The following is a 26400-nucleotide window of genomic DNA, read 5'->3' as shown; positions in this document are numbered from 1 at the left end:
TTTATTGAAATAAAGGTATGTTAGGATCTTTAACGTGCTCACATAATAAAATATGAATTTGCCCGCGATGATGATAGACGTGGGCAACAATTTCAAGCAACCATTCGAACCTAGAATAAGAAATACCCCAATAAGCAGTCTTAATTTCCGCTAATTCTTCATTGGAATAGGATAAAAAAGTTTTAGAAAGTAAATCGTATCCTTGAAGCATCGTTTGCTGTATGTGACTAACTGTTTCTGGTGTTTGTTCTATATAAAAGGTATGTAACTCTTTTTCCGTAATACCGTTTAATATAAGTAAATCAGCATGACAAATAAGAGAAAGGTGTGCACACATTTCAAATATGGATCGCTTCGAGTGAATTGGTTGTATTTTTAAATCGCCTTCACTATATTGGTTAAGCATATGAATATAAGTATCAACAGCAACTTTAAGTTGATGTAATACAAATTGTACAAACATTGTAATTCTCCTCATCTCCATATATAATAGTTTCTTAAGGGTATTATATCATACTCAAAATTCCGAAAATTCTAGTAGTTTGACTAGCATATGGAAAAGTATTATATTGTAAAAGGTCATATGAAACGTGAAATAGAATGGAATGCAATTATTGAGTTAGGAGTTAGACCAATGAGTTTGAAATATGGAAGAGATACAATTGTTGAAGTTGACTTAAATGCTGTAAAACATAATGTAAAAGAATTTAAAAACCATGTGAACGATGAAAATATTGCGATGATGGCTGCTGTAAAAGCGAATGGGTATGGCCATGGGGCAGTTGAAGTTGCGAAATCGGCTATTGAAGCAGGGGTGAACCAACTTGCTGTCGCATTTGTTGATGAAGCAATCGAATTAAGAGAAGCTGGAATCACTGTGCCAATTTTAATATTAGGTTATACATCAGTTGCAGCTGTTGAATCTGCAATTCAATATGACGTTATGATGACTGTCTATAGAATAGAAGATTTACAAGGCATAAATGAAATTGCACAACGTCTTCAAAAAAAAGCACGCATTCAAGTAAAGATTGATACAGGAATGAGCCGTATCGGTTTACAAGAAGAAGAAGTTAAGCCGTTTTTAGAAGAATTAAACCGTATGGAATATGTAGAGGTAGTAGGAATGTTTACGCATTACTCTACGGCAGATGAAATCGATAAAACATATACGAATAACCAAACAAGTTTATTTGAGAATGCTGTAAATATGGCAAAAGAATTAGGGATTCAAATACCATATATTCATAGTTCAAATAGTGCAGGATCAATGGAATTAAGTAATACATTTCAAAATATGGTTCGTGTAGGCATTGGAGTGTATGGTATGTATCCTTCGAAAGAAGTAGATCATACAGTTGTATCCTTACAGCCTGCATTGTCTTTAAAATCAAAAATAGCTCATATTAAACATGCGAAGAAGAATCGCGGTGTAAGTTATGGGAATACGTATGTAACAACTGGTGAAGAATGGATTGCGACTGTACCAATCGGCTATGCAGATGGCTATAATCGTCAGTTATCAAATAAAGGCTATGCGTTAATTAACGGGGTTCGAGTACCTGTTATCGGCCGAGTTTGCATGGATCAACTTATGCTAGATGTTTCGAAAGCAATGCCAGTACATGTTGGAGATGAAGTAGTATTTTACGGTAAACAAGGTGAGGAAGAGATTGCGGTAGAAGAAGTAGCTGACATGTTAGGTACAATTAATTATGAAGTTACGTGTATGCTAGATAGAAGAATTCCACGTGTATATAAAGAAAACAATGAAACAACTGCTGTTGTAAATATATTAAGAAAAAACTGAATCGTAATGATTCAGTTTTTTTATATGAAACGTTCAGTAAATAAAAATAGCTTGAAAAATTATTTTTTGTGTAATAAGTCATAATAATCATGCTTTTTTGTAATCTCAAAGCCGCACTGTGTATAAAGTTTTAAAGCGTTACTGTTTTTCGTTTCGACTTCTAATTCAATTGTGGATATTCCTTTTGCAAGGAGGATATAAACTATATCGTTTAAAATTTCTTTGCCATAGCCTTTTCCTTGGTAAGAAGGATGAACGGCAAACCCTGATAGTGTCGCAAAATCTTTTTGTTGATTAACAGTAATTGTACCGAATGTTTTACCATCGATATGAGCGTAGAAAACTTGATGAGAAGATGAATTCAACATCTTATGTAACCATGTGGCCGTATTTTCTACTGAATCTCCAAAAGCTTTACTAGAAATTTCAATAAGCTCAAGAAGTGCTGTTGAAGATGCAAGAGAAAGCTGTATATTATTTTTCGTTGTTTTTTTGATTTCTTTTGATTTGAACTCCATGCCATACTCGCTATATAGATAAGGTAATTTCATTTGATTTGCAAATGATTTCCCAGAAGTAGAATTACCATTAATGATAAGTAGGACTTCATCTACTTCCCTTTTTGAAATTTCTTTCATTGCAGTTTGTAAAAGGTTCGTTCCTATTTGTTGTTTTCTAAAATGGGGGTGCACAAAGCCTATTAACTCTAACTTTGTTGGTCTTTCAAAATCATACATACTTAATACACCAATTAGTTGAGTCTCATTATATACATTGAAATCGTTCGTTTGATTTTCATTTCGATTCATTAAAAAATCAGTATGCAAGTCTGTTGAATAGTCGATTTGATCATGTTGTCCACAAATAAAAGCGAAATCCTTCATTTGTTGGATTTCATTTTCTGTTAAAGAACTCTTTTTCTGAATATCCATTTCATAATCCCTCTCATTCGTATTTAAAAATAGGATGGGTGACGTAACCATTTCTTTAATTTCACATTACCTTGAACAGATAACAGTCGGTACAAATAGCGATAAGGCTGTCTACATTCTTCAAGATGAGGAATAGGCATAATTGTTTCGTAACCAGTTTTAAAGGCATGATCTTCATAGCCTGGGTGTAAAGCTCGGATGGATAAAATAGGTGAAGTGAATAATTGTTGTAACATGAAAGAACTCCTTTTTTATCTGTAAATTCTATAAATTCATTATATAACAGATGATGTGAAGTGTAAGGAGAAATAGTCGTAAAGTTGGTTAGTCGTTTCGAAATGCTGGTGGACCTAATAAGGCGGTCGATGAAATATTTAAAATTGAAGTCGTACTTATTGTAATATGTAAGTGTGTTTCTTGTATTAGGCTTAAAAAGATTATCGTAAAGGTGAAATTTTTGTGTATATAAACGGATATCTTTGTATAAGTAGTAAAAGTACGTTAAAATAATACTAAGTAAATATATAAGTTTTGGGGGTAATGAATGAAAAAATTATTTGAATACGTATTATTAACAATTGGCTCAATTATTGTAGCGGGTTCACTAGAGCTTATTTTAGCGCCTAATGGACTAGTAGACGGCGGGGTAACGGCTATTGCTATTATGGCAAATAAAGTTGCAGGATTACCGCTTTATGGAGTGTTTTTAGGACTTAATATTCCTATTTTACTATTTACTGCAAAAGTAATGGGGAAGAAGTTTTTTATCCGTACATCGTATGCGAATGTAGTTACAACGCTCGGATTGATTTATTTAAAACCATTTCCGGCAATTACAACTTCTGAACTATTAATTGTACTTTATGGTGGAGTGTTGTTTGGAATTGGTGTTGGGATTGTCGTAAAGATGGGCGGAGCGATTGATGGATCAGAAATGTTAGCTGTTTGGATGAACAAACATTTTAAAGTACCAATTAGCACATTTTTACTTGCTGTAAATGCGATTATTTTCATCTTTGTTGCCATTTTATTTTCAATCGAACAAGCGATGTTCTCTTTAGCAATTTTCTATATTGTTACGAAGATGATTGATTTCATATTAGATGGTATTAATCAAGGAAAGAGCGTCATGATTATTTCTGGTAAGAATAAAGAAATAGGCGATCTACTTATGAAAGAATTGCAGTTATCTGTTACGTATCTACATGGAGAAGGTGGTTTTTTAGGAGAGCACAAGAGAATCATTTATTGTATTACAAACCGTTTCATTTATCCGAAAATGAAAGATCTCGTTCTCTCTGTAGATCCAACCGCTATAATTGAAGCTTCCTATTCAACAGAAACAACGGGTGTTAAGCGTCCGGGAAGGGCTTCACGGTCAGGTGAATAACAAGAAGAAGGTTGTCCAAAAAGCTATTTTGGAACAGCCTTCTTTTTGTTTTGTTGAATTGTTAATGTATTACAAGTTAAACGCACTGTTAGCAAATTCTAGTTTAACTAGGGAACCAAGCGCTCTTCAATAATTTAACTACCGTTTCAATTTTATTTTCCAGAATACTACCAAAACCGAGTAATATGTAGGATTCCTTACGCAAATCCGTTACAAAATCATATGGGGAAAGCGGATATAATTTAATACTTTGTTTTTTAGCAGATGCAATAAGTTCTTCTTCATTCATACTGTTATGGACGCGTAGAACGATATGAAGTCCTGATTGCTCGCCAAGAATTTGAACGTTAGTACCCATTTCTTTCATTATGGATTTTACTAATGTATGATGTTTTCTTTTGTATAATGTACGACTCCGGTTAATGTGACGTTCCCAATTTCCACTTTGTATAAAGTGAGCGAATGCAAGTTGTTGTATAGTAGAGACTGTTTGTTTAAAAATACCGTGCAAATCCTGATATGTTTTTAAAAGGTGTGATGGTAAAACAACATATCCCATTCGTAAAGAAGGTAAGAAAGATTTTGAGAAAGTCCCCATATAAATAACACGTTCATTTGAGTCAAGACTTTGTAAAGACGGGATTGGCTTACCAGTGTAGCGAAACTCTCCGTCATAGTCATCTTCAATAATGTATCCATCACAATCATTGGCCCACTTTAACAATTCCAATCTTTTAGATAAAGGCATAATCATTCCAAGTGGGAATTGGTGTGAGGGTGTAACGTATGCGACATTGGAACTTGTATTGTATAAGCTAGGAATATGAATCCCTTTTTCATCTAATGGAATGGGATGAATGTGTCGATCACAGCTTTTAACGATTGCATGTATACGGTGAAATCCAGGGTTTTCAATGCCGTACTCTTTTGTAGGACCAAGCAGTTGAAGGAGTAGCCAAAGAAGTGGCTGCGTTCCGGCACCGATCACGATTTGATCAGGTGAAGAATGTACACCGCGTGCATGATATAAATATGTTGCTATATGCTCTCGAAGAATGAATTCACCTTGTGGGTCTTCTTTAGCGAATAAAGTATTTTCGTATTTTAATATTGCCTCTTGTAATGCTCGTTTCCAATTTGTAATCGGAAAGGCATTTTGATCAATGAGGCCTTGGCTACAATCATATTCAAATTGCTCAACTATTAAATTACTAGTTTCTTTTGCGACATTTAAGTTTTTATTTGGGATAACGTCAATATCAACATTTGCAACAAAAACGCCACGTTTTGGTTTACTTTCTACATAACCTTCAGCTAGTAATTGTTGATAAGCTGATTCAACAGTAATGCGGCTAATATTAAGTTGTGACGCTAAGCTTCTATGTGAGGGAAGACGCGTGCCAACAGAAATAGTTCCTTGTATAATTTCATATTTTATATATTCGTAAATTTGTAAGTAAATAGGTGTATTACTTTCTAATTGCAATGGGATAGTAAAATCCATTTTAAAAAACTCTCCTTTTAAGCTGGCCTTATAAAAAATAATTAAACTGTCACTTAAGTGAAGGGTAGATGATTCTTATAATAATGATATAACATTTAGAAAATTATATAAATAGTTAGGGGAGAGTATAATGAATGTTAAAGAAGTAGTAACAGAAGAACAATTACATGAAGTATTGCCTGTTTTACAGCAATTACGAACGAAGCTTTCAAAAGAGGAAGCAAGCTTTTTATTTCGAAAAATGAAGGAAGAGAATTATAAATTATTCTCTTTATACGATGAAATTGGAGAAGTTGTTAGCCTTGCTGGTGTAACGGTTTGTACAAATTTTTATAATAAAAAACATGTGTTTGTTTATGATTTAGTAACAGCAGAAGCGCATCGATCAAAAGGGTATGGGAATGTTTTACTTTCTTATATAGAGGATTGGGGAATAGAGAATGGGTGTGAGTCTATCGCTCTTACATCAGCATTTCCTAGATTGGATGCCCACCGTTTTTATGAAAGGGAAGGGTATGATAAAGTAAGTTATTCTTTTCATAAAAAATTATAAAGAAGGATAGGTTCTATATGACATAATATATAGAACCTATTTCATTTAGAAAGGTTTATAATTAATTTTGTTGAATCGTTTCTATAAATAATAAAGAAAAGTTAGGAGCGTTTATACTTGGAGAAAATAAAGAAACTATCCATTCCTAATGGTGTTAGAGTCATCGTAATATCTGATATTCATGGGGAATTACATCTTTTAAAAGAATTACTACAAAAAGTTAACTTTGAAGATGAAGATTATTTAATTATTAATGGAGATCTTTGTGAGAAAGGAAGAGATAGCACTGGCGTAGTAAACTATGTCATGAATCTTGTGAAAAGCAATTCAAATGTTCATGTTGTTGAAGGAAATTGCGAAGTTTTAGTTGATGCTCTTCTAAATGAAAATCCTGGTCTCATTAATTATTTATGCTCGAGAAAGCATTCGATTTTTAATGAATGGTTAGAGCGATTGCATTTTTCTATTCATGAAGATACTTCTATTCGTGAAGTGAAAGAAGTGTTGATGAGTCAATTTTCAAACGAGATAAATTGGCTAACGGAGTTGCCAACAGCGATTGAAACAGACGATTATATATTTGTACATGCTGGACTTGAAGATAGAGCAGATTGGAAAGAAACAGAACGAAAAAATGCGATTGCAATGCCGGAGTTTTATAATAAATCACATAAAGCAGATAAGTATGTGGTAGTTGGTCATTGGCCTGTTGTGAACTATTCAGATGAGGCACCATCTAACAATCCAGTTATTGATAAGGAGAAAAAAATTATTGCAATTGATGGGGGAAATGCGATTAAAGAGGCAGGACAATTAAATGCATTTATCATTCAGAGGACAACCACGGGTGATACGTTTTCTTATCCATATGTAGATTATTTTACGGAGTATGAAGTGATGGCAGATTTTAATGCGGATTCAAAAATGCAGGGCGGAGTGACATATCCGTATTATTACATAGAGCCTATTGAGAAGATGCAAGATTACACAATATGCAAGCAAAAGGAAACAAATAAGTTACTCACTGTGAAAAATGAGTATATTAAGCAACTTGAGTCAGGTGAATACACAGTGAAAACCGATATTTCTTGTGCGCAAATAAGCGTTAGAAAAGGGGATATTGTTTCTCTCATTGATGGAAGCTGTTCAGGATATGATTTAATCAAAAAAGATGGCGTAGAGGGTTGGATAGAGAAAGGGATTTTGCTGGAGATGAATAAGAAGCAAAGCGATATATTGAGCTGAAATAGGAGGGTGGTTACCTCCTATTTTTTATTACCTTTTTATATTAGTAGATTGTTTGCTGTCTTTAATAAACAAAAAAATTGTACTCGGCAGAATGACAAGAATCATTCCTATAATAATTGCTAGTATGCCATAACCTCTATAAGGGACAGAAACGATAAACGGAAGTATCGCCAAAAAAATACCTGCTATCATCATTGAAATACTACAAATATTTGAAGCTCTTTTTTCAAGATGCTTATGATTCCATTCCAATGAAACAGTTGATTTAGTCGTATCAATTTTGGAACTGAAATAGCCTATTAAAATAAACAATAAACCTAATGCTAAAAATATTAGATGATCAAGTGGAAGTGAGAAGCCAAGAGCAATGAGGGCAAGTACAATATCGACAAAAAATAAGAATAGTAAAATGGTATTGCCGGTCCACAGGAGAAATTTCTGGTTACTCATCGCTTTAGATAATGATAAAAATAGAAAGAATAAAAAAGAGCATATAATTATATTTACGATAACAAAAGTGCTTTTATCCATTGTTGATGTGGGAGTTCCGTTAAAGTCCCATTTCGTTACAAAGCTTGATGGTAAGAAGAAATAGAGAATAATATTTGTCGTAATAGTAGTAATGAAAATACCGATGCTAAATCGCTTATGCAACGTATCACCTGCTTTCTACATGAATAATAGGTATCTTATAACAAAATTATACAATATAATAAATGATATTTGTTTTGATTTTTCTGAAAAAATATTATAATTATATATGAAATAAAGAGTACTGTAGGAGGGAATTATGCAAAACGTTGTATTAAAGGGGAACAAAGTTACAATTCGTACAATTGAAGAATCAGATATAAAAACATTATGGAGTATCCTATTTAAAGAAGAAAATCCAGAATGGAAAAAATGGGACGCACCGTATTTTCCGTTTTCAATGCAAGAATACTCGTCCTATAAAGAAAAGATGCAAATTCGTTTACAAGAAGAACCGTTGTCAAATTTAATTATAGAAAATAATGGTCAAATTATAGGGACAGTCGGATTTTATTGGGAGCATAAACCGACGCGTTGGTTGGAGATGGGGATTGTTATTTATGACCCAACATATTGGAATGGTGGCTACGGTACAGAGGCATTAACATTATATAGGAACTTACTATTTGAAAATATGGAGATTGGTAGAGTTGGGCTCACGACTTGGTCTGGAAATGAGCGAATGATGAAAGTAGCGGAGAAAATAGGAATGAAACTAGAAGGTAGAATGCGCAAGTGTCGATATTATAACGGGACATACTATGATTCTATTCGAATGGGAATGATCCGTGAAGAATGGGAAGCGCTATGTGTAACGAAGGGGTGAGGAAGCGTGTACGCGATTATTGCTACATTTGATAGAGTGTTTACAAATGAAATTAGAGAATTGCAAAATGAACTAGCAAATATAGTAGGATCAAATCAATTAGCTGGAGTTGAACCCCATATTACATTAGCAGATTATAATGAGTTAGATGTAAATGTATATACTGAAAAATTAAAGGATTTTGTAGTTACTCAAGAGAACATTGCTTCAGTAACTTTTCCTTCTGTTGGAACGTTTCCCATTAGCGAAACAATCTTTCTAGCGCCGACCATTACCGATGAATTATTAAAACTTCATCACTCCTATCATGATTATTTTAAAATTTTTCATGATAATTTAAATTCATATTACGTACCGGGAAAATGGGTTCCGCATTGCACGATTGCTATTGGGTTAAATTCAAGTCAGTTTGTAAATGTAATGGAGTATATGTATGAAAAATTTGATGTTACAACAGCTTCAATTGAGAAGTTAAAATTAATTAAGGTGAATTATGAAAATGGTTCTGCCATTTCTTCTAGTATATTAGCAGAATATAATTTAAAGAGAATGGAGACATCGAGATGACATATGTAATTAGAGAAATGAATGAAGAAGATATACATGCTGTACAATCAGTAGCGAAAATAGCTTGGCATGATACATATGAAGGCATTATTCCGAGAGAGATTCAAGATAGTTTTTTAGACGAGGCATATTCTGATGAAAAAATGAAATATCGTCTTGAAAATACACATTTATTCGTTGCGGAAGAAGAGGGGGAAGTAATAGGGTTTGCGAATTTTTCACCTGTTAGACTACAAAATGAAGCAGAATTAGGTGCGATTTATATGTTGCCAGATCAGCAAGGAAAAGGAATAGGAAGTGCTTTATTACAAAGAGGCATTAAGACATTAAAAGGGATTCGGAAACTGTACATACATGTAGAAGCAGCAAATGAAAAAGGAAAACGTTTTTATGAAGCGAAAGGTTTTGCCGAATTAGAGCAATTTGAAGAAGATTTTGAAGGGCATTTGATGCAAACGGTAAGGATGGTTTTATACATATAAGGAGGACTAGAAATGAAAATACTTGATTTTAGTGAAAAAGTGGGAAAGCACATATCAGTATTTCAATCTAATTTCATCATGTCGAAAATATTAAACCATCAAGGGAATGTACGTATCGGTGTTATGCATTTACGAGAGAATGGAATAATTGGATATCATGAAGCAGTTGTATCGCAACTGCTTCTTATTGTGGACGGCGAAGGATATGTATGTGGGGCAAATAAAGAAAAAGTGAAGGTGGAAGCGGGACAAGCTGTGTTTTGGGAGAAGGGAGAGTTGCATGAAACGAGTACAGAAAATGGATTAATGGCAATTGTTATGGAAGCGGAGGATCTTGAACGAGCGATAATAATGCCTACTATTCAAGGGGAAGTGTGAAAAATGATAATAAAGGCAAACCAAGAAGATACAAATGAAATATTAAAATATTCAGCTCAATCACTTTTCGAAGGAACGAAAGGGAGTTGTCAGTTAAGTACGGAAAAAGCAATTGAAATCACAAAGCCGTTAGTAGAAAAGGGAGCATATTATTTAGTCATTAAAGAAGAAAATAAAATAATGGGATGGATATTAATAGGGGAAAATACAGACTATTTTTCTCGTGAAAAGCTGGGATTTATATATGAGCTGTACGTTTTCCCGGAATGTCGCGGGAGAGGATTATCGCGAGAGCTTATGGAAGCTGGGATTAAGGATTTGAAGGAGAAGTATTCAGAAATTCGTTTGAATGTATTTGCTGGTAACTTTGCGAAAGAGATGTATGAAGAGTTTGGGTTTGTTGAAAGACAGGTAATTATGACTTTGAAGTGAGAAAATAGTTTAAGCTGGAATAGCAAAATAGAAGCCGATTAATGGGTTTTCAGCAGAAGTAGAGGCGGATGCGATGATTGCACCATCTTTTTCAATATAATATGTACGTCCTGTATTTGTTTCGATAGCTTGCCTTAACATTTTTTCTGATTCTTCTTTGTTAAATTTCGCATCATAAAACGAATTGACATCTTTTTATTTTTCTGAATATTACAACTTAAGTTTTTTGAAATCAATATAAAAAATTTATGTTTAGTTCACAAACTTTCGGAAAAACTAGGAAAGATATGACAAAGGAGGTTATGAACGGTGGATCATCCAATTCAAGGGTTAATGAAAGCAGCAATGGAAAATTTGAAAGAAATGGTCGATGTAAATACGATTGTTGGAGAGCCTGTTCAAACGGCTGACGGTGGTGTAGTGTTAACGGTTTCTAAAGTAGCATTCGGTTTTGGAGCAGGAGGTTCTGATTTCCAAACGAATGATGGACAAAGAGGGAACGGTACCCCTGCATTTGGTGGCGGTAGCGCGGGCGGTGTTTCTATTACACCAGTAGCATTTCTTGTAGTGAATAAAGATGGGGTAAATATTCTTCATTTACAAAATGCGACACATTTAGCGGAAAAAATGATTGAATTAGCTCCACAAACAATTGATAAAATTCAATCGATGTTCAAAAAAGATGAAAAGAAAGAGGGAAATCATTACCCTCAAAACCCAGATGAAATCCTTTAAAAACGCCTGCTCATGAGCAGGTGTTTTTTCTTGTAATCAGTATGTAATAAAACACATGAAATTGTAAATAGTTTTTGAAGTTTTTTCTATGTTTCTAAAATTTTTCATGTTAAAATATGCTATAGAATTGAAACATATAAAACGAAGGTGGCTAGGTGCTTTGTCTGGAGGATCTGACCAAGTAAAGAATATGATATATATTAATGGTAATCGTCGAGGTCATTGTTTTATTACATCAGGAATTACGTTTAAAGAGTTTGCAAGTAACATCCCTTCACCGCTTCATCAAGTGTTGCTTTTGAAGCATAACTTTGAATGGACGGATTTTCATTATCATACTTTATTTGAATATGTTGAGGAAGAAAATATACATAAGTTAATTCAAGCAGAGATTGATGAATTTGATGAATTTTGTTGGGTAGATTTTGATGATGCAAGCGATTTAGATGAATTAGAGCCAAAAGAAATTGCAGAACTTTTATATTTGGCTCACAAAAAAGAGCCACTTGCAAGAACGTTCTTTCCGCTATTGAAAAATAGATTTGTTTATTTTTCACATGATGACGGGTGGTACAACAAAGTGTATTACCGTAGAATTGCTGACTTTGTAGGAATGTTAAGTAAAGTCATTCCTTATAAACTTGGTGCTTTCGGTAAGAAACGTTTTTCTTTCTTCCAAAAATCAAAAATTTTCCCAGCCATTTCAAAAGAAGTGATTATGGGGCTTGTTCCATTAATGGAAGATGGTCTTTATATTGATTTAGCAGGGAAAATTGAGTCAAGAAGAGGTCTTGAAATTCCGGTATATGTAGTTGGTTCGTATGAAAGTACGGATGAGGTGCTAGATAATATTGATGAATTGAAGGAAGAAGCAACAGAAACAGGTTGGCTCATTTTTGATAAGAAAGAACAAGAGTGGCAATGGGTTGTGGACTAAGAAAACTTGGCGCATGAAGTCAAGTTTTCTTGTCTTTTGAAAGGAGAACAAATGAAGAAATATTATACAGTTGTGGGTATTGTAAGTATTATTCTTGTGGCGATATTACTAATTACTTGTCCGAAAGAATCAGATTTTAAATTGTATGTAGAGGATAAGTATGCGTTGAAATGTGATGAGAGTAGTTTTGAATGTACCCAAAATGTAGATGGTAAAAAAGAAAAACTACAATTTGAAAGTACGGATGCACGAAATGGTGTATTCTTTATGACTGTAAAGCAAACATTTAAAACAGAAGCTGGTGTTACGAAAGAATATAGCGGAGTAGGAATGTTTGGTACATTTCTTTTTGTTTCAGAGAAGACTTTCTAGTACATAGAAGGTCTTTTTTTTATGCTTATGTTCATATAGATGAAGTAAGACAAGCATAGGAGGGATATGGATGAAGAACACATGTATCGTTTGCGGTGGTGAGGAGTTTTTTTCCTCAACGTTATATGCACGAACGAAACAAGATTGGGCATACGCGCCAAACATGTATCGATTCGAAAAAGTGTTTATTGAGCATCGGGATGAAGAAAATTATCCAGTATTTCAAGAAATTACAGCGAAACATTGTTGCGGATGCGGTCATATCATGTTGTATCATGAATGAACACACCAAGTATAACTTGGTGTGTTTTTTTTAAAACGCTGACAAAGCAAGCGGATAAAGTAAAGTAAATAACACAGAAAAACTACCAAAACCAATTGCTGTATATCCGAGGGTCCTCGCTCCGAAATTAACAGCTAATAAGCCAACTAAAATCGCAAGGGAGCCGAGTGTAACTGGATAAAAAGCAATTGAGAACAGCGAAAGAAATAATGCGACGTAGCCTATCATTGCACCAGTATTTGTACCTTCTATTTCATTTGCAATTTCTTTACGCTCATGTCTTATTGGAATGCCAGCTGGAGATATTTCAGCTGCATACTCTTCGTTTTTTTCACCACTTTTAAAATGGTGATTTCTTTTTCTTCGCATGTACATCCCTCTCTTTCAATTGGGTGTATCTATAGTATCTTTCACAAAGAAAAAAACATGAGTATGAGTTAAACCCAAGTAAAGCAAAAATTGGAGAATATAGCTCCCGTTGTTATCCTGTTCATCTCCTTATGAAGATAAACAGGAATTTTGGAAAATGATGTAGAATGAAATGAATGATAATACGTGAAGGTAGGGGAATGTATGACAAAATTTAATTGGCATGAATCAGCAGAGAAAAAATGGGATAGTAGTGCAGAGTTTTGGAATCAAAATAGTCAGGAAATGTGGGACAGCGGAAGTAGGAGTACAATTATTCCATTTTTTGAACAGTATGTGGAGAAAGAAGCGCAAGTGCTCGATGTTGGTTGTGGTGATGGATACGGTACATATAAATTAAGTCGCGCGGGCTATAAAGCAGTTGGAATAGATTTATCTGAAGTAATGATTCAAAAAGGGAAGGACCGCGGAGAAGGACCGGATTTATCTTTCATAAAAGGAGATCTTTCTTCCTTACCATTTGAAAATGAACAATTTGAATCAATTATGGCAATTAATTCTTTAGAATGGACCGAGGAGCCATTACGAGCGTTAAATGAGATAAAGCGTGTTTTAAAAAGAGATGGATATGCATGTATTGCCATTTTAGGACCGACAGCAAAGCCTCGAGAGAACAGCTATCCTCGTTTATATGGAAAAGATGTTGTATGCAATACGATGATGCCTTGGGAGTTTGAGCAGTTAGCGAAAGAACAAGGATTTGATGTTGTAGATGGCATAGGAGTATATAAGCGCGGAGTAAATGAAAAGATGCTAGGTCAATTACCTACAGAGTTACAACAAGCATTAACATTTTTATGGGTATTTATGTTAAAAAGTGTATAAAGAAACCGAAGAATTTTTTAGGAGGTAAATAAGTGCAGAAAATACAAAAAACTGATACAATATCATCAGAACCAATTAAAGGGGGACTAGGGTATATGACAACTACTACAACAGTTAAATCTGATATTGAAATCGCACAAGAAGCAAGTATGAAAAAGATTCAAGAAATTGCAACTGATTTAAATATTTTAGAAGATGAATTAGAGCCATACGGGCATTATAAAGGTAAGTTATCTCTTGATATTTTTAAGCGTTTACAAAATGAGAAAGACGGTAAAGTTGTTTTAGTAACAGCGATTAACCCAACTCCAGCTGGAGAAGGTAAATCAACTGTAACAGTTGGTTTAGGTCAAGCTTTTAATAAAATTGGTAAGAAAACAGTAATTGCACTTCGCGAACCATCTCTTGGACCAACAATGGGATTAAAAGGCGGAGCAGCAGGTGGTGGTTTTTCACAAGTAGTACCAATGGAAGATATTAACCTTCACTTTACTGGAGATATTCATGCGATTACAACTGCCAATAACGCATTAGCTGCGTTTATTGATAATCATATCCAACAAGGAAACACACTTGGAATTGATACGCGTAAAATCGTCTGGAAGCGCTGTGTAGATTTAAATGATCGTGCCCTTCGTAACGTAGTAATTGGTCTTGGTGGACCAGTTCAAGGTGTACCACGTGAAGATGGTTTTGATATTACAGTAGCATCTGAAATTATGGCTGTATTCTGCCTTGCAACAGATATTCAAGATTTAAAAGCACGTCTATCTCGCATTGTTGTCGCTTATAATTTTGCAAATCAACCTGTAACGGTTAAAGATTTAGGCGTAGAAGGTGCGTTAACATTATTATTAAAAGACGCATTAAAACCAAACTTAGTACAAACGTTAGAAAATACGCCAGCTATCATTCATGGCGGACCATTTGCGAACATCGCTCACGGTTGTAACAGTGTTATTGCTACAACAATGGCAGCAAAATTAGGTGATTATGTTATTACAGAAGCTGGATTCGGCGCAGATTTAGGCGCAGAGAAGTTTTTAGATATTAAAGCTCGTGCAGCTGGCATTAAACCAGAAGCAGTTGTTATTGTTGCGACTATTCGTGCGCTTAAAATGCATGGCGGCGTAGCAAAAGATCAATTAAAAGAAGAAAATGTAGATGCATTAGCAAAAGGCATGGAGAACTTACAGAAGCATGTTGAAACAATTCAAAGCTTCGGTGTTCCTTTCGTAATTGCAATTAATAAATTCATTACAGATACAGATGCAGAAGTTGCTTACTTACAAGAGTGGTGTAATGAGCGTGGCTATGCAGTATCCTTAACAGAAGTTTGGGAGAAAGGTGGCCAAGGTGGAGTTGACCTTGCTGAAAAAGTGTTAAAAGAAATCGAAAAAGGTGAGAACAACTACGCACCACTTTATGAATTAGAATTACCATTAGAAGAAAAAATCCGTACAATTGCTCAAAAAGTATACGGCGCAAAAGATATTGAATTTGCTCCGAAAGCACGTAAGCAATTAGCTCAATATGAAGGAGAAGGCTGGAGTAACCTACCGATTTGTATGGCGAAAACACAATACTCTCTTTCTGACGATGCAACAAAATTAGGTCGTCCATCTGACTTTATCGTTACAATTCGTGAGTTGAAGCCATCTATTGGGGCAGGATTCATCGTTGCCTTAACAGGAACAATGTTAACAATGCCAGGTCTTCCAAAACAACCAGCAGCACTTCAAATGGATGTAAATGAAGATGGAAAAGCAGTAGGTTTATTCTAAAAGGTTGTAATTCATCTCGTTTATCTGTAAACTATATATACATCAAGTGGCGCCTTTCCATAGAAAGGCGCCTGTTTTTTGGAGGAAATTATGTTTGATCCAACTGCTTTTGATAATTTAAAAGTAATCGTAGAAGGTGCTGTTTATGATTTTGACTTACATGGAGATATTCTTGTAACAGATCGAAAGGATATGATGGACCTTGCCTCATTAAGTCGTATATATCATATTTCATTTCAATTAACAGAACCGTTCGAACCATTAGTAGAAGCAACATTTTCATTATCTGTGGATGCAAAGAACTTGTCTGGTGAAATACTAGAAGTGCCTCAGTTTACACCAGGTTGTGAAATGAAGTTAGCATTTTCATTCCCGATAGAACAGCCAGATATAGGATGCGAAGAAATTGAAACTTTAATGCGTTCTATATGGGGAAAAGAAAGAATGATTATGCAGAAAGTTTCATACGAATATAATAAGCAAGCGATTTCATATCATAATAAGGTAGAGGTTCTATTTCAAAAAGCGATTACAGAAGACCATGTTGATGATTTAATAGCTGTTATTTCTCACATGATAGAAACAGTGCGAGCAATACAGCATTTTCTTCAAAAATAGAGATAAAGGAGAAAAACGAATGATAAAAGATATGCAACCATTTTTACAACAAGCTTGGGAGAAGGCTGGTTTTAAAGAGTTAACTGAAATTCAAAAACAAGCGATTCCAACTATTTTAGAAGGACAAGACGTTATAGCTGAATCTCCAACTGGAACAGGAAAAACATTAGCGTACTTATTACCACTTTTACATAAAATTAATCCTGAAGTAAAACAGCCACAAGTTGTTGTTTTAGCGCCAACACGTGAACTTGTAATGCAAATTCATGAAGAGGTTCAAAAGTTTACAGCAGGAACTGAAATTTCAGGTGCATCTTTAATTGGTGGTGCAGATATTAAGCGCCAAGTGGAAAAATTAAAGAAACACCCGAGAGTAATTGTCGGTTCACCAGGCCGTATTTTAGAATTAATTCGTATGAAAAAGCTAAAAATGCATGAAGTGAAAACGATTGTATTTGATGAGTTTGATCAAATTGTAAAACAAAAGATGATGGGTGCTGTACTTGATGTAATTAAATCAACGATGCGCGATCGTCAATTAGTATTCTTCTCGGCGACAATAACGAAAGCGGCAGAAGACGCAGCACGTGATTTGACAGCTGAACCACAATTAGTACGTGTAACACGTTCAGAGGCAAAGAGCCTAGTTGAGCATACGTATATCGTGTGTGAACGTCGTGAAAAAAATGATTATATTAGAAGAATTATGCATATGGGGAATGTAAAAGCAGTTGCATTCTTAAATGACCCATTCCGTTTAGATGAAATTACTCAGAAACTGAAATTCCGTAAAATGAAAGCAGCAGCTCTTCATGCAGAGGCAAATAAACAAGAACGTGAAGCAACGATGCGTGCATTCCGCAGCGGAAAATTAGAAATTCTACTTGCTACTGATATTGCAGCACGTGGAATAGATATCGATGATTTAACACATGTAATTCACTTAGAATTACCGGACACTGTAGACCAATACATTCACCGTTCAGGACGTACTGGACGTATGGGTAAAGAAGGAACAGTCGTTTCTCTTGTAACAGAACAAGAAGAACGTAAATTACTGCAATTTGCGAAAAAACTAGGTATCGTGTTTACGAAGCAAGAAATGTTCAACGGATCATTTGTAGAAACGAAACCGAAAGCACCAAAGAAAAAGAAACCAGCATTTACTGGGAAGAAAAAGCCTAGATAAATAATGAAGAAGGCGTAACTATTTGTAGTTACGTCTTTTTTATTTGTAATCGAGTGATAAGGGGAATTGTATTAGTGTTTTTTAAATGTACCTATCATATATATCAATGCTTCTACCAGAAATATCGATAAAAGGTTAGCTTTATTCATTTAGTTTATACGAGGAAATAACATAAAAAGAATCGAATATTAACATGATGCGAAATAATAAAAAGAAGGTACATCTATGGATAGGAAATTAGGAATGTTTTTAAATACGAAACATATTGAAGTAAACGAAGGAATAAAAAAGGCGAGAGAATGGGATTTAGATTATATTCAACTATATGCTATGAATACGACTTTCAACTTAGCAAATATTTCAAAGGTAGAATGGACCACTTTAAAGGAAAGCTTATCTTTTAATGAGATTAAAGTTCCATCATTAGCAATTAGCTTTGGAGAAAACGGAATTATAGGAACGGAAGTTGACTGTGTAATAGAGAGGTTTAAATATATTACTGATAAAGGATTAGGGTTAGGAGCAAAGATAGTAACAGCTCATATTGGGGAAATTTCAGATGATGAAAAAAGTGAGTACTATGATAAAATGGTACGGGTTTGTTGTGAGGTAGGGGAATTAGCATTCAGATTTGGAGGAGTCTTCGCTATTGAGACGGGATCTGAAAAAGCGATAGTGTTAAAGCGGTTTTTAGAAAATATAAATTCAAAAGGATTAGCGGTTAACTTTGATCCAGCAAATTTAATTAGCGATGTAAATGAAAACCCGATAGAAAGTTTATTACTATTAAAAGATTATATAGTACAAACTCATATTAAAGATTGTACACAAGTGAAAAACGATAGTTCAAGTAAGTATATTGAAGTTGCAGCAGGGAATGGTGAAGTAGATTTCGATATATTCTTCAAGGTGTTAGACGAAATTGGATTTGGCGGATATAACATGATTGAAAGAAATGATTACTTTAACGAAATTGACGGGATGAGCCAGTCGATAAATTTTGTAAAGAAGTACATATAAATACGAAAGGAATAATAATAGAAATTGTAGAAAGCTACATAGAATATAAAAACCAGTAGGGGGAAAACAAATGATTCATAAAGTCGGAAAAATTATGTTGTATGTAAATAATCAAGATGAGGCAGTAAATTTTTGGACGGAAAAAATAGGATTTCATGTAGTAGCAGAGGAAGATAATAAGCAAGGTATGAGATGGATTGAAATCGCTCCAACTAGCGGTGCAGAAACGAACATTATACTACATAATAAAGAAGTTATTTCCAAAATGAGTCCAGAATTAAATCTTGGTACACCGTCTTTAATGTTCTTCTCAGAAAATCTTGATCAATTATATACAGATTTAAAAAATAAAAATGTTACTGTTGGAGAAATGGTAACTATGCCTTCTGGTAAAGTGTTTAACTTTGCTGATAGTGAAGGGAACTATTTTGCGGTTATGGAAAAGAACCAATAATAATATTGCTATGTCAAAATCCCCCTCAAATATATTGAGGGGGATTAAATTTTTGAAATGAATTTTTCATTAGAGAGTTGTTTAATAAAAAATGCCCCTTTTTCAATGGCTGTCTCAATATAACCAACAATTTGGTTAAACGTAAACACTTGTAAATCTTCATACAAGTGTTGTTCGGGATACAGCATATCTTCAAAAAGATATTTTCGAAAAGCTAAAACGTTTTCTTTAGAGACTTCTTCGATATTCACAATGTGTGCTTCTTGATTAAGAAGAGAGAAGAGCTGTTGTTCTTTATCGTAATGATGAAGCAACTTTGCATTCAACAATTTAAAATCGTTATAGTACAAGGGTGCGATAGTTTCGTCGTTTTCTATTCTATTTTTTAGCCAAGGTAGAAAAAAGCCGTTTAGCCAATTATCATCGGCAATGAGGTGGGTGTAATAGCCTAAGAGAAAAGGGGAATCCATATGAAATTTATATTTATGAATAAGTGAATCATAATCTATTCTTCTCGTATAGTTCTTCGTTGTACCGGCGTAAAAATGTGAAGTTCCTTTTTCTGCTTTTGAATGAACAGCATCAGGAGCTACACCTCCAAGTAAGAAAGAAGTTTTATCTTGAATGGATAATTTCTCAGCAATCCCGTTAGCGATAATAACATGCATAATTCGCGATCCCATATATAGCCCCCTTTTTTAAGTATTCATTTTAGGGAGCTGACTGAACGTTTAGTATGACTTTCCCTGTACTTTGTCTACTTTCGACCCATTCATGTGCTTTCCCTGCATCTTGCAGAGGAAAAGATTTCGTAGCCTTAATTTGCAAACTTCCATCGCGTAAATAACGGAAAACTTCATTTGCAGTTTCTTGGAGTAATTCAGGCCGTTTTTTTCGTGTAGTGCCAAAGCTAAAACCGAGTATAGAACGGCAACTTGTGTGTAAATCCTTCGTTTGGAAATTGCCAATTTCACCGCTCGCATTACCGAAATGGACGAGTCGACCGTAATAAGCAAGGCAGTTTAAACTTCCTTCAGAAACAGTGCCAGAAATAGAGTCTAAAATTACATTAACTCCTTCTCCGTTTGTAAGCTCATTGACTTTCTCTACAAAATCTTCATCTTGATGACAAATAACATAGTCAGCTCCAGCATCTAAAGCTATTTTTCTTTTTGCTTCACTTCCGACAGTACCAATAACTGTTCCAGCTCCTAATAGTTTTGCAAGTTGAATGGCTGTAGTACCAATTCCACCAGCTGCTGCATGAATGAGAACAGATTCACCTTGTTGAAGTCTTGCTACATTTGCAAGTAAATTATAGCTTGTGAAAGATACGATAGGACAAGCTGCTGCAGTTTGAAATTCGACTTCGTCAGGTAAAACGAAAGTAAGGTTTTCGTTTGCAACAACGTATTCTGCATAAGATCCATTTTGAGGAAAAGCGATGACACGCTGTCCAGGATGAATATTTGTAACTTGAGAACCTACACGTTCTACAATACCAGCTGCATCTATACCTGGAATAAAGGGGAATACTTTATTTCCTTTTTTACCATATCGAGATTTAATATCGGCGAAATTTACACTAGTAGAAACAACACGAATTAATACTTGATTATCTGAAATAGCCGGCATATCTACATCTGTATATTTCATCACTTCAGGACCACCGAACGACGTTACAACGATAGCTTTCATCATATACCCTCCTAAATTTGACTATATAAATCATTTTAAATCTTCATTAGGAATTGGGAAATTATATAATAGTTATGCGTAGTTATAAGTGAAGCTTATGAACTCATTGAATTATTATATTAATTTATATAAAAAAACTTTTTTGAAAAAATCGAACGAAATATCAATTACTTGCCAATATATAGTCTAAGACAAAGGAGGGATGGTATATGAAGGGTGAAATAGATTACGCACATTTAATTAGATTAACTTTATCAGGAAATAAAGAAGCATATAGCGAGTTGTATGATAAAACGATTCAAGAAGTATATAAAACAGCACATCAAACCGTATTAGTAAAAACGAAATCGAGTGGTGGGATAACAGTAGATGAAGTGCCTGAGGCGTGCAAAGAAAGATTTATTAAAGCGGAGCAGTTTATGGAGTATGTAAACGAAAAGGTACGATAAGTAGAAAAGCTCATAGCTTTAGCTGTGAGCTTTCTTTATTGAAACGTAATTATATTAACCACCTATTCCTTTTGCTATCAATAGGAAGTATACAACTACTAGTATTACGCCATTTAATGCAGTACCAACTATTCCGAATAACCAATTTTTTGATGCGATTGCAAAAAAAATTCCGAGTAATGAAAGTATACTTAGTATCGCAATAATTAAAGTTAAATTTGTATTAGGTCCTCTTAGAATAAAGAAAGAAAATACACTTGCGATAAATGTTAGAAACGAGAAAGCTCCTAATTTATACATAGTAAGTCTCCCTTGGCTAAAATGTAACTTGATCTAATGTACGATTTTCTTTAGTTTAACATAGATTCCCTATTGTATATTAAATATATGAACAATAAAAAACGATTATAAAATCTACATGATTTCATAATCGTTTTGCTATTATTTAAATTTCCTTATCGGATGTATAGCGACCCTTACAAGTAATATAGCACTAATAAATAAACCGCCGTAACCAACGACATTTAAAAATTTGTCATCAGTTATATTCTTTCATATTCGCATTGTCCTTTTGAATCAAACAATCTAATAGTGAATAACCCGCAATTAGGCTAATTATAGTAACGAAAGTCGTGTTCACAAGAATAATATTAGTTAAATAAGGTAGGTATTCACCAACTGGTGAAAAGAGTAGAGCTGGAGAAAAAGAAATAAATAGTGTAGGCACTGTAATAGCGATAAATTTATCTGGTTGAAAGCTCCAGTTTTGTTTACTCGTTTCGCGATTAATGGATTGAAGGAATCGTAATAAAATGCCGACTACAAGAGGAAAGAGTGTATAGTAGAATAGCCTTGGATAAATGTTAAAGTTCACCTGAGCATCTGTATCTAAATAAAATTGAAATTTTACTCCGACAAACAATAATAAGACGATAAATAATGTAAAGCAGAGGTATAGCATCACTTTTTGCATTGCATTCCACCATCCTTTACTAAAAATATATTCAAAGAAAGAAGAGATATACAATAACTACTGTTGTATATCTCTTCTTTTACTGTTAGTTAATAGTGGAATTTGTTTTCTCTTGCTTCGTGAAATAATCAATAATACCCATTGCACTAATTTCTATATCTAGATGTAAAATGTTATAAACGGAATGATTAGATGGGACATTTAACTTTGTAAGATGAGAAGAGATTTTATCCATTAATAAAGTTTGTAATGTCCTAGTCGCCTCATCGAAATCATTATATTTTTCAAAGACATCTTTACCAGTATGAACGAAAATAGGTAACCAATGTTCTAGTTGGTTATATACTTCTGTAACGTTAGAGGATGCACCGTAATGACCGAAATAAATAGTATCTACATTCATACTTTGAATATGATTTTTAGAAGCAATCATCGCATCTGGCTGGAATTGTGAAGGGGACGTTGACGGTAGATATAACTCTACACCAAGGTCTGCGAGCTCTCTATAATAAATTCCAATTGTATCGCCAGTGAAAATGCCGTTTGTTAATGAGTCGTGAATGCTAATGTGGTGCTTCGCATGTCCCGGTGTATCATAAAATGTAAGGATGCGGTCTTCTGCAATTTTTAACGTATCACCATGTTGTACAATATGAACACGTTCTTCTTCAATAGGAAGAATAGGATCGAAAAGTTTATCGAAATCTTCTTTGTACACAGCTTTTGCGCCTAAAATGAGTTTTGTTGGATCAATCATATGACGGGCTCCGCGAGAATGCACATATAAAGTAGCATTTGGGCACTTTTCCATCATTAAACCAGCTGCCCCTGCGTGATCTAAATGAACATGTGTAACGATAATGTTTTTTACATCATTTAAATCAATATGTAATTGTTTTAAGCCGTCTAAAATATAGGGCAGAGAAGGGGCTGCACAAGTTTCAATTAAAGTAATATCATCGCCTAATAAAACATACGTACCTGTTCGTTCATTATGTTGTAAATCGAAATCATCAATAAGATGTAGGTGAGAAGATAATTGCTCTACTTTTTTCATACTTATCACTCCTTATATACGGTATGTTTCTATTATACGCTAAAAAAAGAAAAAGGCAGAAAACGAAAATTCGTCTTCTGCCTTTTCTAATGTTGTTATTTCGTTTGTTCTTTATTGATAGACATAACGAACAGTCCAACGATACCGCCAACTAACGGAAGTAAAATCTCTCCTGCTAAATTAAAGTAGGAGCTTAAGAATAAACCATTCACATCGATTACCCAACCAGTAACATACAATAGCATCATATATAGTACAAAATAAAACTCGCGATTTGAAATCGTTTCACGTTGTGCAGTTTTCATAATGAACACCATCCTTTTCTTTTATAATGGAATATAAACTGTCACATTTTGTTCACAATTCAATTGTAAAACTTTCCATCATAAAAGTCTAGTAGTTTGTGTCGAATTTATGAACAAAATTAAAGCGCTATCATTTTGGCGTGTAAGTATGTAATAAGAGCTGTATATTCACTAATGTAGTATAGTATAAACATAGAATGATAGTGAAGAGAGGAGCAGGAACAATGACAGTTCATGATTTTTCAGCTAAAACAATAGCAGGAGAAGAAGTATCGTTAAAAGCTTACGAGGGAAAAGTACTTCTTATTGTAAATGTAGCTAGCAAATGTGGATTTACACCGCAATATAAAGGGTTACAGGAAGTATATGATAAATATAAAGAACAAGGACTAGAAATACTCGGTTTCCCCTGCAATCAATTTGGAGGACAAGAACCTGGTACAGAAGCAGATATTACAAGTTTTTGTGAATTGAACTACGGTGTAAACTTCCCGATGTTTGCAAAGATTGATGTGAAAGGTGATAAGGCTCATCCCCTTTATACATACATGACAGAACAAGCACCAGGTTTACTCGGTATGAAAGCAGTAAAATGGAATTTTACGAAGTTTCTCATCGGAAGAGACGGGAAAGTAGTAGGTCGTTTTGCACCGCAGACGAAGCCGGTGGATTTAGAGGTGGAGATTGAGAAAGTACTTGGCTAATAAGTAAGAGTCACTACTGTGGCCACTTCCGCTAAATAGCTCGTGTCCTTTAAAGAAACTAAAGTTTTAATACAAAATGAGATCGATAAAAAAGAAGAACAAATACAAATACTTGAAGACAGTCTAGCTGTATGGAGATATAGAATTGCTGAGTTAGAAGCAAGAGAATACTAACTTTAATGTGTTATATGATTTTAACATTACATAACATAAGAACGTATACAAAGAATAGGGTGCAGCTGAATGGAAGCAATTTTTAACATTTTAACCGTTTTAGTTTTTGGCATAATATCCACGTCATTTTTAGCTCTTATTACACTGCCTTTTTTAGCAAAGAAGAAGAATTGGAAAAAGCTTAATATATCGTTAAACCGTGGTGTATTAAAGATTAAAATCGAAAAATAAAATAAGAGTTTTATACAATTTCTCAGCTATGGATTTTTGCATACTTGGTAATGAGTGACTGTACATATTTAGTACCCTACTGATATCCGTATGGTCTAAGCATTTAGATATTAGCTTCATGTTAACATTTTACTGTATCAACATTGTATCGTGAGTATGCCGTAGATTATTACGTAGTGCTTTACGTGAATGTATCGAAGAAGATTACATGAAATATCCGAATTTTAGAGCGTTTGGTGTTGTGGTAACGGGCGACATGCGTAAGGTTGTGTGAATGTTTCTTACACAATGAAAAAGCAGGGCATAAGCATGTATACTTATGTCCTGCTTTTTATTTTAAGCTTTCGTAATGGCACGCGGAAATAAAATGTTATTTTCTAAATGGATATGCTCAAATAAATCAGATTCTAGAGCTTCAAGACGCTGGTAAACAAGTCGATAAGTACCGCAAGCTCCTTCTGGAGGAGTAAAGTCATTTGTAATTTTACGAAGTTCTTTAATAATATTTCCAGCGTGGTTATGTTCATTCTCCAACTCATCTACTACTTTACGTAATTTTGCATAGTTTTCATCAGTTGGATTTTGTTCGAATGCTAAAATTAATGGGAAATCCTCTGTTTCTTCTTTAATTAAATGCTGTTCTAATTCAATCTTAAGTTCATGAAATAGCTTATGAATTTGAGCTAAATGCGGCTGATCTGCCCCATGGACGCGTAATACTTTCGTCACATACGGACTTAATTGCGGCAACTCTTCATTTAAATAGCGATGATGCTTATTTATAACATAATCAATCAATTCACGATAAGAAGCATTTTTCCAATCAATTTCAGATTCGTTTAATAGTTTCGTTTTATGATAAAGCATATTTAACTCTGTAATTACTACAGTTGCTGATAATTTTCTTTCATTAATTGCATCAATAAGTGGTCTATTACCACCACAACAAAAGTCTATTCTATATGATTTAAAAAGATCACTGGCTTTCGGAAATTGTGTAACAATCTCACCGACAATAGAAGTTTCAGTAAATGTATGTTCCATATGAATGCCTCCATAAAGTTTAATGTGATATCTAAACCAAGAATAGCAATATATTAAAATGAGTGTGGTGATATAAATCACTTATTATGTGACATTTTTTAGAATAATAATATGAAATTTATTTAAGGACTCGTATAAAAAAGAGGAAGAAATATTAAATGTAAGACGTTACAGTAAAAAAAAGAAGCTTTTATTAAGCTTCTTTTTTTTATGATTATTTTTCGCATGCGACTCCATCGCCATCTTTATCTAGTTTACGGCTATAACCTGGTTGATCTTTATATAAAGGAGCTTTGCCAGCAGCTCTAACTGCATCACAATTTTTGTAGTATGCATTACTAGTATTTCCTGCAGCTGGTTGTGTTTGAGTTTGCTGTGCTTTTTGCTGCTCTTCTTGTTGTTTACGAGTTTGTTCCTCAGCCTGGCGTTTTTGTTCTTCTTGTTGCTTACGAGCTTGTTCCTCAGC

General features: G+C 34.2%; 36 protein-coding genes and 1 pseudogene. 22 read left to right on the top strand and 15 right to left on the bottom strand.

Translation table 11 applies throughout. The annotated features are described in order from the left end of the window. Position 1 precedes the first annotated feature (1 nt). Positions 2 to 463, bottom strand: a complete 462-nt coding sequence (locus COI75_RS22990; protein WP_000497981.1) for a DinB family protein — start codon at positions 461 to 463, stop codon at positions 2 to 4. A 171-nt stretch (positions 464 to 634) separates the two neighbouring features. Between COI75_RS22990 and alr the strand changes: the two genes are divergently transcribed. Continuing rightward, positions 635 to 1810, top strand: coding sequence for an alanine racemase (gene alr / locus COI75_RS22985; RefSeq protein ID WP_033657170.1), 1176 nt, complete (start codon positions 635 to 637; stop codon positions 1808 to 1810). Between the two features lie 59 nt (positions 1811 to 1869). Here the strand turns inward: alr and COI75_RS22980 are convergent, their stop codons facing one another. Together COI75_RS22980 and COI75_RS22975 are read right to left on the bottom strand one after the other, a co-directional pair. Beyond that, the gene (locus COI75_RS22980; protein WP_170958512.1) at positions 1870 to 2793 is read right to left on the bottom strand and encodes a GNAT family N-acetyltransferase; all 924 of its coding nucleotides are present in this window, start codon (positions 2791 to 2793) and stop codon (positions 1870 to 1872) included. Next, entirely contained in the window at positions 2766 to 2978 is a 213-nt protein-coding gene (locus tag COI75_RS22975) for a hypothetical protein (protein ID WP_098448655.1), read from the bottom strand. Before COI75_RS22975 ends, COI75_RS22980 begins: the two co-directional genes overlap by 28 nt. 308 nt (positions 2979 to 3286) lie before the next feature. Between COI75_RS22975 and COI75_RS22970 the strand changes: the two genes are divergently transcribed. Further along, complete coding sequence (locus tag COI75_RS22970; RefSeq protein WP_000732299.1) at positions 3287 to 4132, top strand: YitT family protein; 846 nt, start codon at positions 3287 to 3289, stop codon at positions 4130 to 4132. 103 nt (positions 4133 to 4235) lie between these two features. Here COI75_RS22970 and COI75_RS22965 read toward each other — a convergent pair whose 3' ends face one another. Next, positions 4236 to 5636 (bottom strand): MocR-like pyridoxine biosynthesis transcription factor PdxR, encoded by a 1401-nt coding sequence (locus COI75_RS22965; RefSeq protein WP_000348008.1) that lies wholly within the window; start codon positions 5634 to 5636, stop codon positions 4236 to 4238. Between the two features lie 130 nt (positions 5637 to 5766). Here COI75_RS22965 and COI75_RS22960 point away from each other — a divergent pair, with 130 nt between their 5' ends. Continuing rightward, a complete protein-coding gene (locus tag COI75_RS22960) occupies positions 5767 to 6189 on the top strand; it encodes a GNAT family N-acetyltransferase (RefSeq protein ID WP_001101113.1) in 423 nt (140 codons plus the stop codon). 117 nt (positions 6190 to 6306) lie between these two features. Continuing rightward, positions 6307 to 7434 carry a metallophosphoesterase gene (locus tag COI75_RS22955; protein WP_000411333.1) on the top strand — a complete coding sequence of 376 codons (1128 nt, stop codon included), beginning with the start codon at positions 6307 to 6309 and terminating at the stop codon, positions 7432 to 7434. 30 nt (positions 7435 to 7464) lie between these two features. Here COI75_RS22955 and COI75_RS22950 read toward each other — a convergent pair whose 3' ends face one another. Then, a complete protein-coding gene (locus COI75_RS22950) occupies positions 7465 to 8091 on the bottom strand; it encodes a DUF1648 domain-containing protein (protein ID WP_000549535.1) in 627 nt (208 codons plus the stop codon). Positions 8092 to 8227: 136 nt separating this feature from the next. On the opposite strand from COI75_RS22950, the gene COI75_RS22945 reads away from it, so the two are divergent. The 5 genes from COI75_RS22945 to COI75_RS22925 are packed head-to-tail and all read left to right on the top strand — an operon-like array spanning position 8228 to position 10653. After that, positions 8228 to 8794 carry a GNAT family N-acetyltransferase gene (locus tag COI75_RS22945; protein ID WP_001181862.1) on the top strand — a complete coding sequence of 189 codons (567 nt, stop codon included), beginning with the start codon at positions 8228 to 8230 and terminating at the stop codon, positions 8792 to 8794. 6 nt (positions 8795 to 8800) lie between these two features. Beyond that, a complete protein-coding gene (locus tag COI75_RS22940) occupies positions 8801 to 9361 on the top strand; it encodes a 2'-5' RNA ligase family protein (RefSeq protein WP_000270866.1) in 561 nt (186 codons plus the stop codon). Continuing rightward, a complete protein-coding gene (locus COI75_RS22935; protein ID WP_000222836.1) occupies positions 9358 to 9843 on the top strand; it encodes a GNAT family N-acetyltransferase in 486 nt (161 codons plus the stop codon). The genes COI75_RS22940 and COI75_RS22935 overlap by 4 nt, the downstream gene beginning before the upstream one ends. Positions 9844 to 9855: 12 nt before the next feature. Next, entirely contained in the window at positions 9856 to 10221 is a 366-nt protein-coding gene (locus COI75_RS22930; RefSeq protein ID WP_000696098.1) for a hypothetical protein, read from the top strand. Between the two features lie 3 nt (positions 10222 to 10224). Then, on the top strand, positions 10225 to 10653 hold the full coding sequence (locus COI75_RS22925; protein WP_000584246.1) for a GNAT family N-acetyltransferase: 429 nt from the start codon (positions 10225 to 10227) through the stop codon (positions 10651 to 10653). A 9-nt stretch (positions 10654 to 10662) separates the two neighbouring features. Here the strand turns inward: COI75_RS22925 and COI75_RS27465 are convergent, their stop codons facing one another. Beyond that, complete coding sequence (locus tag COI75_RS27465; RefSeq protein ID WP_255265694.1) at positions 10663 to 10794, bottom strand: hypothetical protein; 132 nt, start codon at positions 10792 to 10794, stop codon at positions 10663 to 10665. A gap of 168 nt (positions 10795 to 10962) precedes the next feature. Between COI75_RS27465 and ytfJ the strand changes: the two genes are divergently transcribed. From ytfJ to COI75_RS22905, 4 genes are all read left to right on the top strand, one after another. Continuing rightward, complete coding sequence (gene ytfJ / locus COI75_RS22920) at positions 10963 to 11388, top strand: GerW family sporulation protein (RefSeq protein WP_000349995.1); 426 nt, start codon at positions 10963 to 10965, stop codon at positions 11386 to 11388. 160 nt (positions 11389 to 11548) lie between these two features. Beyond that, positions 11549 to 12325 carry an oxalate:formate antiporter gene (locus COI75_RS22915; protein ID WP_000014092.1) on the top strand — a complete coding sequence of 259 codons (777 nt, stop codon included), beginning with the start codon at positions 11549 to 11551 and terminating at the stop codon, positions 12323 to 12325. A gap of 51 nt (positions 12326 to 12376) precedes the next feature. Next, positions 12377 to 12697, top strand: coding sequence for a hypothetical protein (locus COI75_RS22910; protein ID WP_000761193.1), 321 nt, complete (start codon positions 12377 to 12379; stop codon positions 12695 to 12697). A 70-nt stretch (positions 12698 to 12767) separates the two neighbouring features. Next, positions 12768 to 12980, top strand: coding sequence for a hypothetical protein (locus tag COI75_RS22905; protein WP_000798747.1), 213 nt, complete (start codon positions 12768 to 12770; stop codon positions 12978 to 12980). A gap of 30 nt (positions 12981 to 13010) precedes the next feature. Here COI75_RS22905 and COI75_RS22900 read toward each other — a convergent pair whose 3' ends face one another. Beyond that, positions 13011 to 13349, bottom strand: coding sequence for a hypothetical protein (locus COI75_RS22900; RefSeq protein ID WP_001253195.1), 339 nt, complete (start codon positions 13347 to 13349; stop codon positions 13011 to 13013). 204 nt (positions 13350 to 13553) lie between these two features. On the opposite strand from COI75_RS22900, the gene COI75_RS22895 reads away from it, so the two are divergent. From COI75_RS22895 to COI75_RS22870, 6 genes are all read left to right on the top strand, one after another. Further along, the gene (locus tag COI75_RS22895; protein ID WP_000160024.1) at positions 13554 to 14234 is read left to right on the top strand and encodes a class I SAM-dependent methyltransferase; all 681 of its coding nucleotides are present in this window, start codon (positions 13554 to 13556) and stop codon (positions 14232 to 14234) included. Positions 14235 to 14329: 95 nt separating this feature from the next. Continuing rightward, positions 14330 to 16018, top strand: coding sequence for a formate--tetrahydrofolate ligase (locus COI75_RS22890; protein ID WP_033657169.1), 1689 nt, complete (start codon positions 14330 to 14332; stop codon positions 16016 to 16018). A 90-nt stretch (positions 16019 to 16108) separates the two neighbouring features. Continuing rightward, a complete protein-coding gene (locus COI75_RS22885) occupies positions 16109 to 16636 on the top strand; it encodes a hypothetical protein (RefSeq protein ID WP_000460212.1) in 528 nt (175 codons plus the stop codon). Between the two features lie 19 nt (positions 16637 to 16655). Beyond that, positions 16656 to 17825: a DEAD/DEAH box helicase gene (locus tag COI75_RS22880; RefSeq protein WP_000588607.1), complete on the top strand. Its 1170-nt coding sequence runs from the start codon at positions 16656 to 16658 to the stop codon at positions 17823 to 17825. 225 nt (positions 17826 to 18050) lie between these two features. Beyond that, positions 18051 to 18845 (top strand): sugar phosphate isomerase/epimerase family protein, encoded by a 795-nt coding sequence (locus COI75_RS22875; RefSeq protein ID WP_000375194.1) that lies wholly within the window; start codon positions 18051 to 18053, stop codon positions 18843 to 18845. A gap of 70 nt (positions 18846 to 18915) precedes the next feature. Next, a complete protein-coding gene (locus COI75_RS22870) occupies positions 18916 to 19299 on the top strand; it encodes a VOC family protein (protein ID WP_000581453.1) in 384 nt (127 codons plus the stop codon). Positions 19300 to 19343: 44 nt separating this feature from the next. On the opposite strand, the gene COI75_RS22865 is transcribed toward COI75_RS22870, so the two are convergent. Then, positions 19344 to 19982 carry a zinc dependent phospholipase C family protein gene (locus COI75_RS22865; protein ID WP_000535628.1) on the bottom strand — a complete coding sequence of 213 codons (639 nt, stop codon included), beginning with the start codon at positions 19980 to 19982 and terminating at the stop codon, positions 19344 to 19346. A 28-nt stretch (positions 19983 to 20010) separates the two neighbouring features. Continuing rightward, positions 20011 to 20997, bottom strand: a complete 987-nt coding sequence (locus COI75_RS22860) for a quinone oxidoreductase family protein (RefSeq protein WP_000644646.1) — start codon at positions 20995 to 20997, stop codon at positions 20011 to 20013. Positions 20998 to 21314: 317 nt separating this feature from the next. On the opposite strand from COI75_RS22860, the pseudogene COI75_RS27830 reads away from it, so the two are divergent. Further along, positions 21315 to 21446 (top strand): annotated as a pseudogene (locus tag COI75_RS27830) (DUF3600 domain-containing protein); the annotation flags it as partial. A gap of 54 nt (positions 21447 to 21500) precedes the next feature. On the opposite strand, the gene COI75_RS22850 reads toward COI75_RS27830, so the two are convergent. From COI75_RS22850 to COI75_RS22830, 4 genes are all read right to left on the bottom strand, one after another. After that, positions 21501 to 21746 carry a hypothetical protein gene (locus COI75_RS22850; RefSeq protein ID WP_000277243.1) on the bottom strand — a complete coding sequence of 82 codons (246 nt, stop codon included), beginning with the start codon at positions 21744 to 21746 and terminating at the stop codon, positions 21501 to 21503. Between the two features lie 238 nt (positions 21747 to 21984). Next, the gene (locus COI75_RS22840; RefSeq protein WP_001174524.1) at positions 21985 to 22419 is read right to left on the bottom strand and encodes a hypothetical protein; all 435 of its coding nucleotides are present in this window, start codon (positions 22417 to 22419) and stop codon (positions 21985 to 21987) included. A gap of 85 nt (positions 22420 to 22504) precedes the next feature. Next, a complete protein-coding gene (locus COI75_RS22835; protein WP_000754956.1) occupies positions 22505 to 23476 on the bottom strand; it encodes an MBL fold metallo-hydrolase in 972 nt (323 codons plus the stop codon). A gap of 95 nt (positions 23477 to 23571) precedes the next feature. Next, positions 23572 to 23781 carry a DUF3925 domain-containing protein gene (locus tag COI75_RS22830; protein ID WP_000844993.1) on the bottom strand — a complete coding sequence of 70 codons (210 nt, stop codon included), beginning with the start codon at positions 23779 to 23781 and terminating at the stop codon, positions 23572 to 23574. Between the two features lie 224 nt (positions 23782 to 24005). On the opposite strand from COI75_RS22830, the gene bsaA reads away from it, so the two are divergent. Continuing rightward, positions 24006 to 24485: a glutathione peroxidase gene (gene bsaA, locus COI75_RS22825; RefSeq protein ID WP_000215834.1), complete on the top strand. Its 480-nt coding sequence runs from the start codon at positions 24006 to 24008 to the stop codon at positions 24483 to 24485. A gap of 243 nt (positions 24486 to 24728) precedes the next feature. Then, positions 24729 to 24890 (top strand): hypothetical protein, encoded by a 162-nt coding sequence (locus COI75_RS27040; protein ID WP_000387287.1) that lies wholly within the window; start codon positions 24729 to 24731, stop codon positions 24888 to 24890. 336 nt (positions 24891 to 25226) lie between these two features. Here COI75_RS27040 and ric read toward each other — a convergent pair whose 3' ends face one another. Both ric and COI75_RS22810 read right to left on the bottom strand, forming a co-directional pair. Further along, complete coding sequence (ric, locus tag COI75_RS22815) at positions 25227 to 25934, bottom strand: iron-sulfur cluster repair di-iron protein (RefSeq protein ID WP_000401369.1); 708 nt, start codon at positions 25932 to 25934, stop codon at positions 25227 to 25229. Between the two features lie 214 nt (positions 25935 to 26148). Beyond that, a partial coding sequence (locus tag COI75_RS22810) for an excalibur calcium-binding domain-containing protein (protein ID WP_141535147.1) occupies positions 26149 to 26400 on the bottom strand: 252 nt, incomplete at its 5' end.

It is taken from the genome of Bacillus cereus, from assembly GCF_002564555.1.
GTDB lineage: Bacteria > Bacillota > Bacilli > Bacillales > Bacillaceae_G > Bacillus_A > Bacillus_A cereus_K.
The sequence above is the reverse complement of the archived record's forward strand: the minus strand, read 5'-3'. Positions and strand labels throughout refer to the sequence as shown.

Coding starts and splice junctions, on each gene's coding strand:
- COI75_RS27040 (WP_000387287.1), top strand. CDS start 24,729: ATGGAAGCAATTTTTAACATTTTAACCGTTTTAGTTTTTGGCATAATA.
- COI75_RS22830 (WP_000844993.1), bottom strand. CDS start 23,781: ATGAAAACTGCACAACGTGAAACGATTTCAAATCGCGAGTTTTATTTT.
- COI75_RS22925 (WP_000584246.1), top strand. CDS start 10,225: ATGATAATAAAGGCAAACCAAGAAGATACAAATGAAATATTAAAATAT.
- COI75_RS22860 (WP_000644646.1), bottom strand. CDS start 20,997: ATGAAAGCTATCGTTGTAACGTCGTTCGGTGGTCCTGAAGTGATGAAA.
- COI75_RS22905 (WP_000798747.1), top strand. CDS start 12,768: ATGAAGAACACATGTATCGTTTGCGGTGGTGAGGAGTTTTTTTCCTCA.
- alr (WP_033657170.1), top strand. CDS start 635: ATGAGTTTGAAATATGGAAGAGATACAATTGTTGAAGTTGACTTAAAT.
- bsaA (WP_000215834.1), top strand. CDS start 24,006: ATGACAGTTCATGATTTTTCAGCTAAAACAATAGCAGGAGAAGAAGTA.
- COI75_RS22900 (WP_001253195.1), bottom strand. CDS start 13,349: ATGCGAAGAAAAAGAAATCACCATTTTAAAAGTGGTGAAAAAAACGAA.
- COI75_RS22870 (WP_000581453.1), top strand. CDS start 18,916: ATGATTCATAAAGTCGGAAAAATTATGTTGTATGTAAATAATCAAGAT.
- COI75_RS22865 (WP_000535628.1), bottom strand. CDS start 19,982: ATGGGATCGCGAATTATGCATGTTATTATCGCTAACGGGATTGCTGAG.
- COI75_RS22930 (WP_000696098.1), top strand. CDS start 9,856: ATGAAAATACTTGATTTTAGTGAAAAAGTGGGAAAGCACATATCAGTA.
- COI75_RS22945 (WP_001181862.1), top strand. CDS start 8,228: ATGCAAAACGTTGTATTAAAGGGGAACAAAGTTACAATTCGTACAATT.
- COI75_RS22850 (WP_000277243.1), bottom strand. CDS start 21,746: ATGTATAAATTAGGAGCTTTCTCGTTTCTAACATTTATCGCAAGTGTA.
- COI75_RS22960 (WP_001101113.1), top strand. CDS start 5,767: ATGAATGTTAAAGAAGTAGTAACAGAAGAACAATTACATGAAGTATTG.
- COI75_RS22880 (WP_000588607.1), top strand. CDS start 16,656: ATGATAAAAGATATGCAACCATTTTTACAACAAGCTTGGGAGAAGGCT.
- COI75_RS22835 (WP_000754956.1), bottom strand. CDS start 23,476: ATGAAAAAAGTAGAGCAATTATCTTCTCACCTACATCTTATTGATGAT.
- COI75_RS22840 (WP_001174524.1), bottom strand. CDS start 22,419: ATGCAAAAAGTGATGCTATACCTCTGCTTTACATTATTTATCGTCTTA.
- COI75_RS22970 (WP_000732299.1), top strand. CDS start 3,287: ATGAAAAAATTATTTGAATACGTATTATTAACAATTGGCTCAATTATT.
- COI75_RS22990 (WP_000497981.1), bottom strand. CDS start 463: ATGTTTGTACAATTTGTATTACATCAACTTAAAGTTGCTGTTGATACT.
- ric (WP_000401369.1), bottom strand. CDS start 25,934: ATGGAACATACATTTACTGAAACTTCTATTGTCGGTGAGATTGTTACA.
- COI75_RS22890 (WP_033657169.1), top strand. CDS start 14,330: ATGACAACTACTACAACAGTTAAATCTGATATTGAAATCGCACAAGAA.
- COI75_RS27465 (WP_255265694.1), bottom strand. CDS start 10,794: ATGTTAAGGCAAGCTATCGAAACAAATACAGGACGTACATATTATATT.
- COI75_RS22885 (WP_000460212.1), top strand. CDS start 16,109: ATGTTTGATCCAACTGCTTTTGATAATTTAAAAGTAATCGTAGAAGGT.
- COI75_RS22975 (WP_098448655.1), bottom strand. CDS start 2,978: ATGTTACAACAATTATTCACTTCACCTATTTTATCCATCCGAGCTTTA.
- COI75_RS22910 (WP_000761193.1), top strand. CDS start 12,377: ATGAAGAAATATTATACAGTTGTGGGTATTGTAAGTATTATTCTTGTG.
- COI75_RS22935 (WP_000222836.1), top strand. CDS start 9,358: ATGACATATGTAATTAGAGAAATGAATGAAGAAGATATACATGCTGTA.
- COI75_RS22980 (WP_170958512.1), bottom strand. CDS start 2,793: ATGGTTACGTCACCCATCCTATTTTTAAATACGAATGAGAGGGATTAT.
- COI75_RS22965 (WP_000348008.1), bottom strand. CDS start 5,636: ATGGATTTTACTATCCCATTGCAATTAGAAAGTAATACACCTATTTAC.
- COI75_RS22895 (WP_000160024.1), top strand. CDS start 13,554: ATGACAAAATTTAATTGGCATGAATCAGCAGAGAAAAAATGGGATAGT.
- COI75_RS22875 (WP_000375194.1), top strand. CDS start 18,051: ATGGATAGGAAATTAGGAATGTTTTTAAATACGAAACATATTGAAGTA.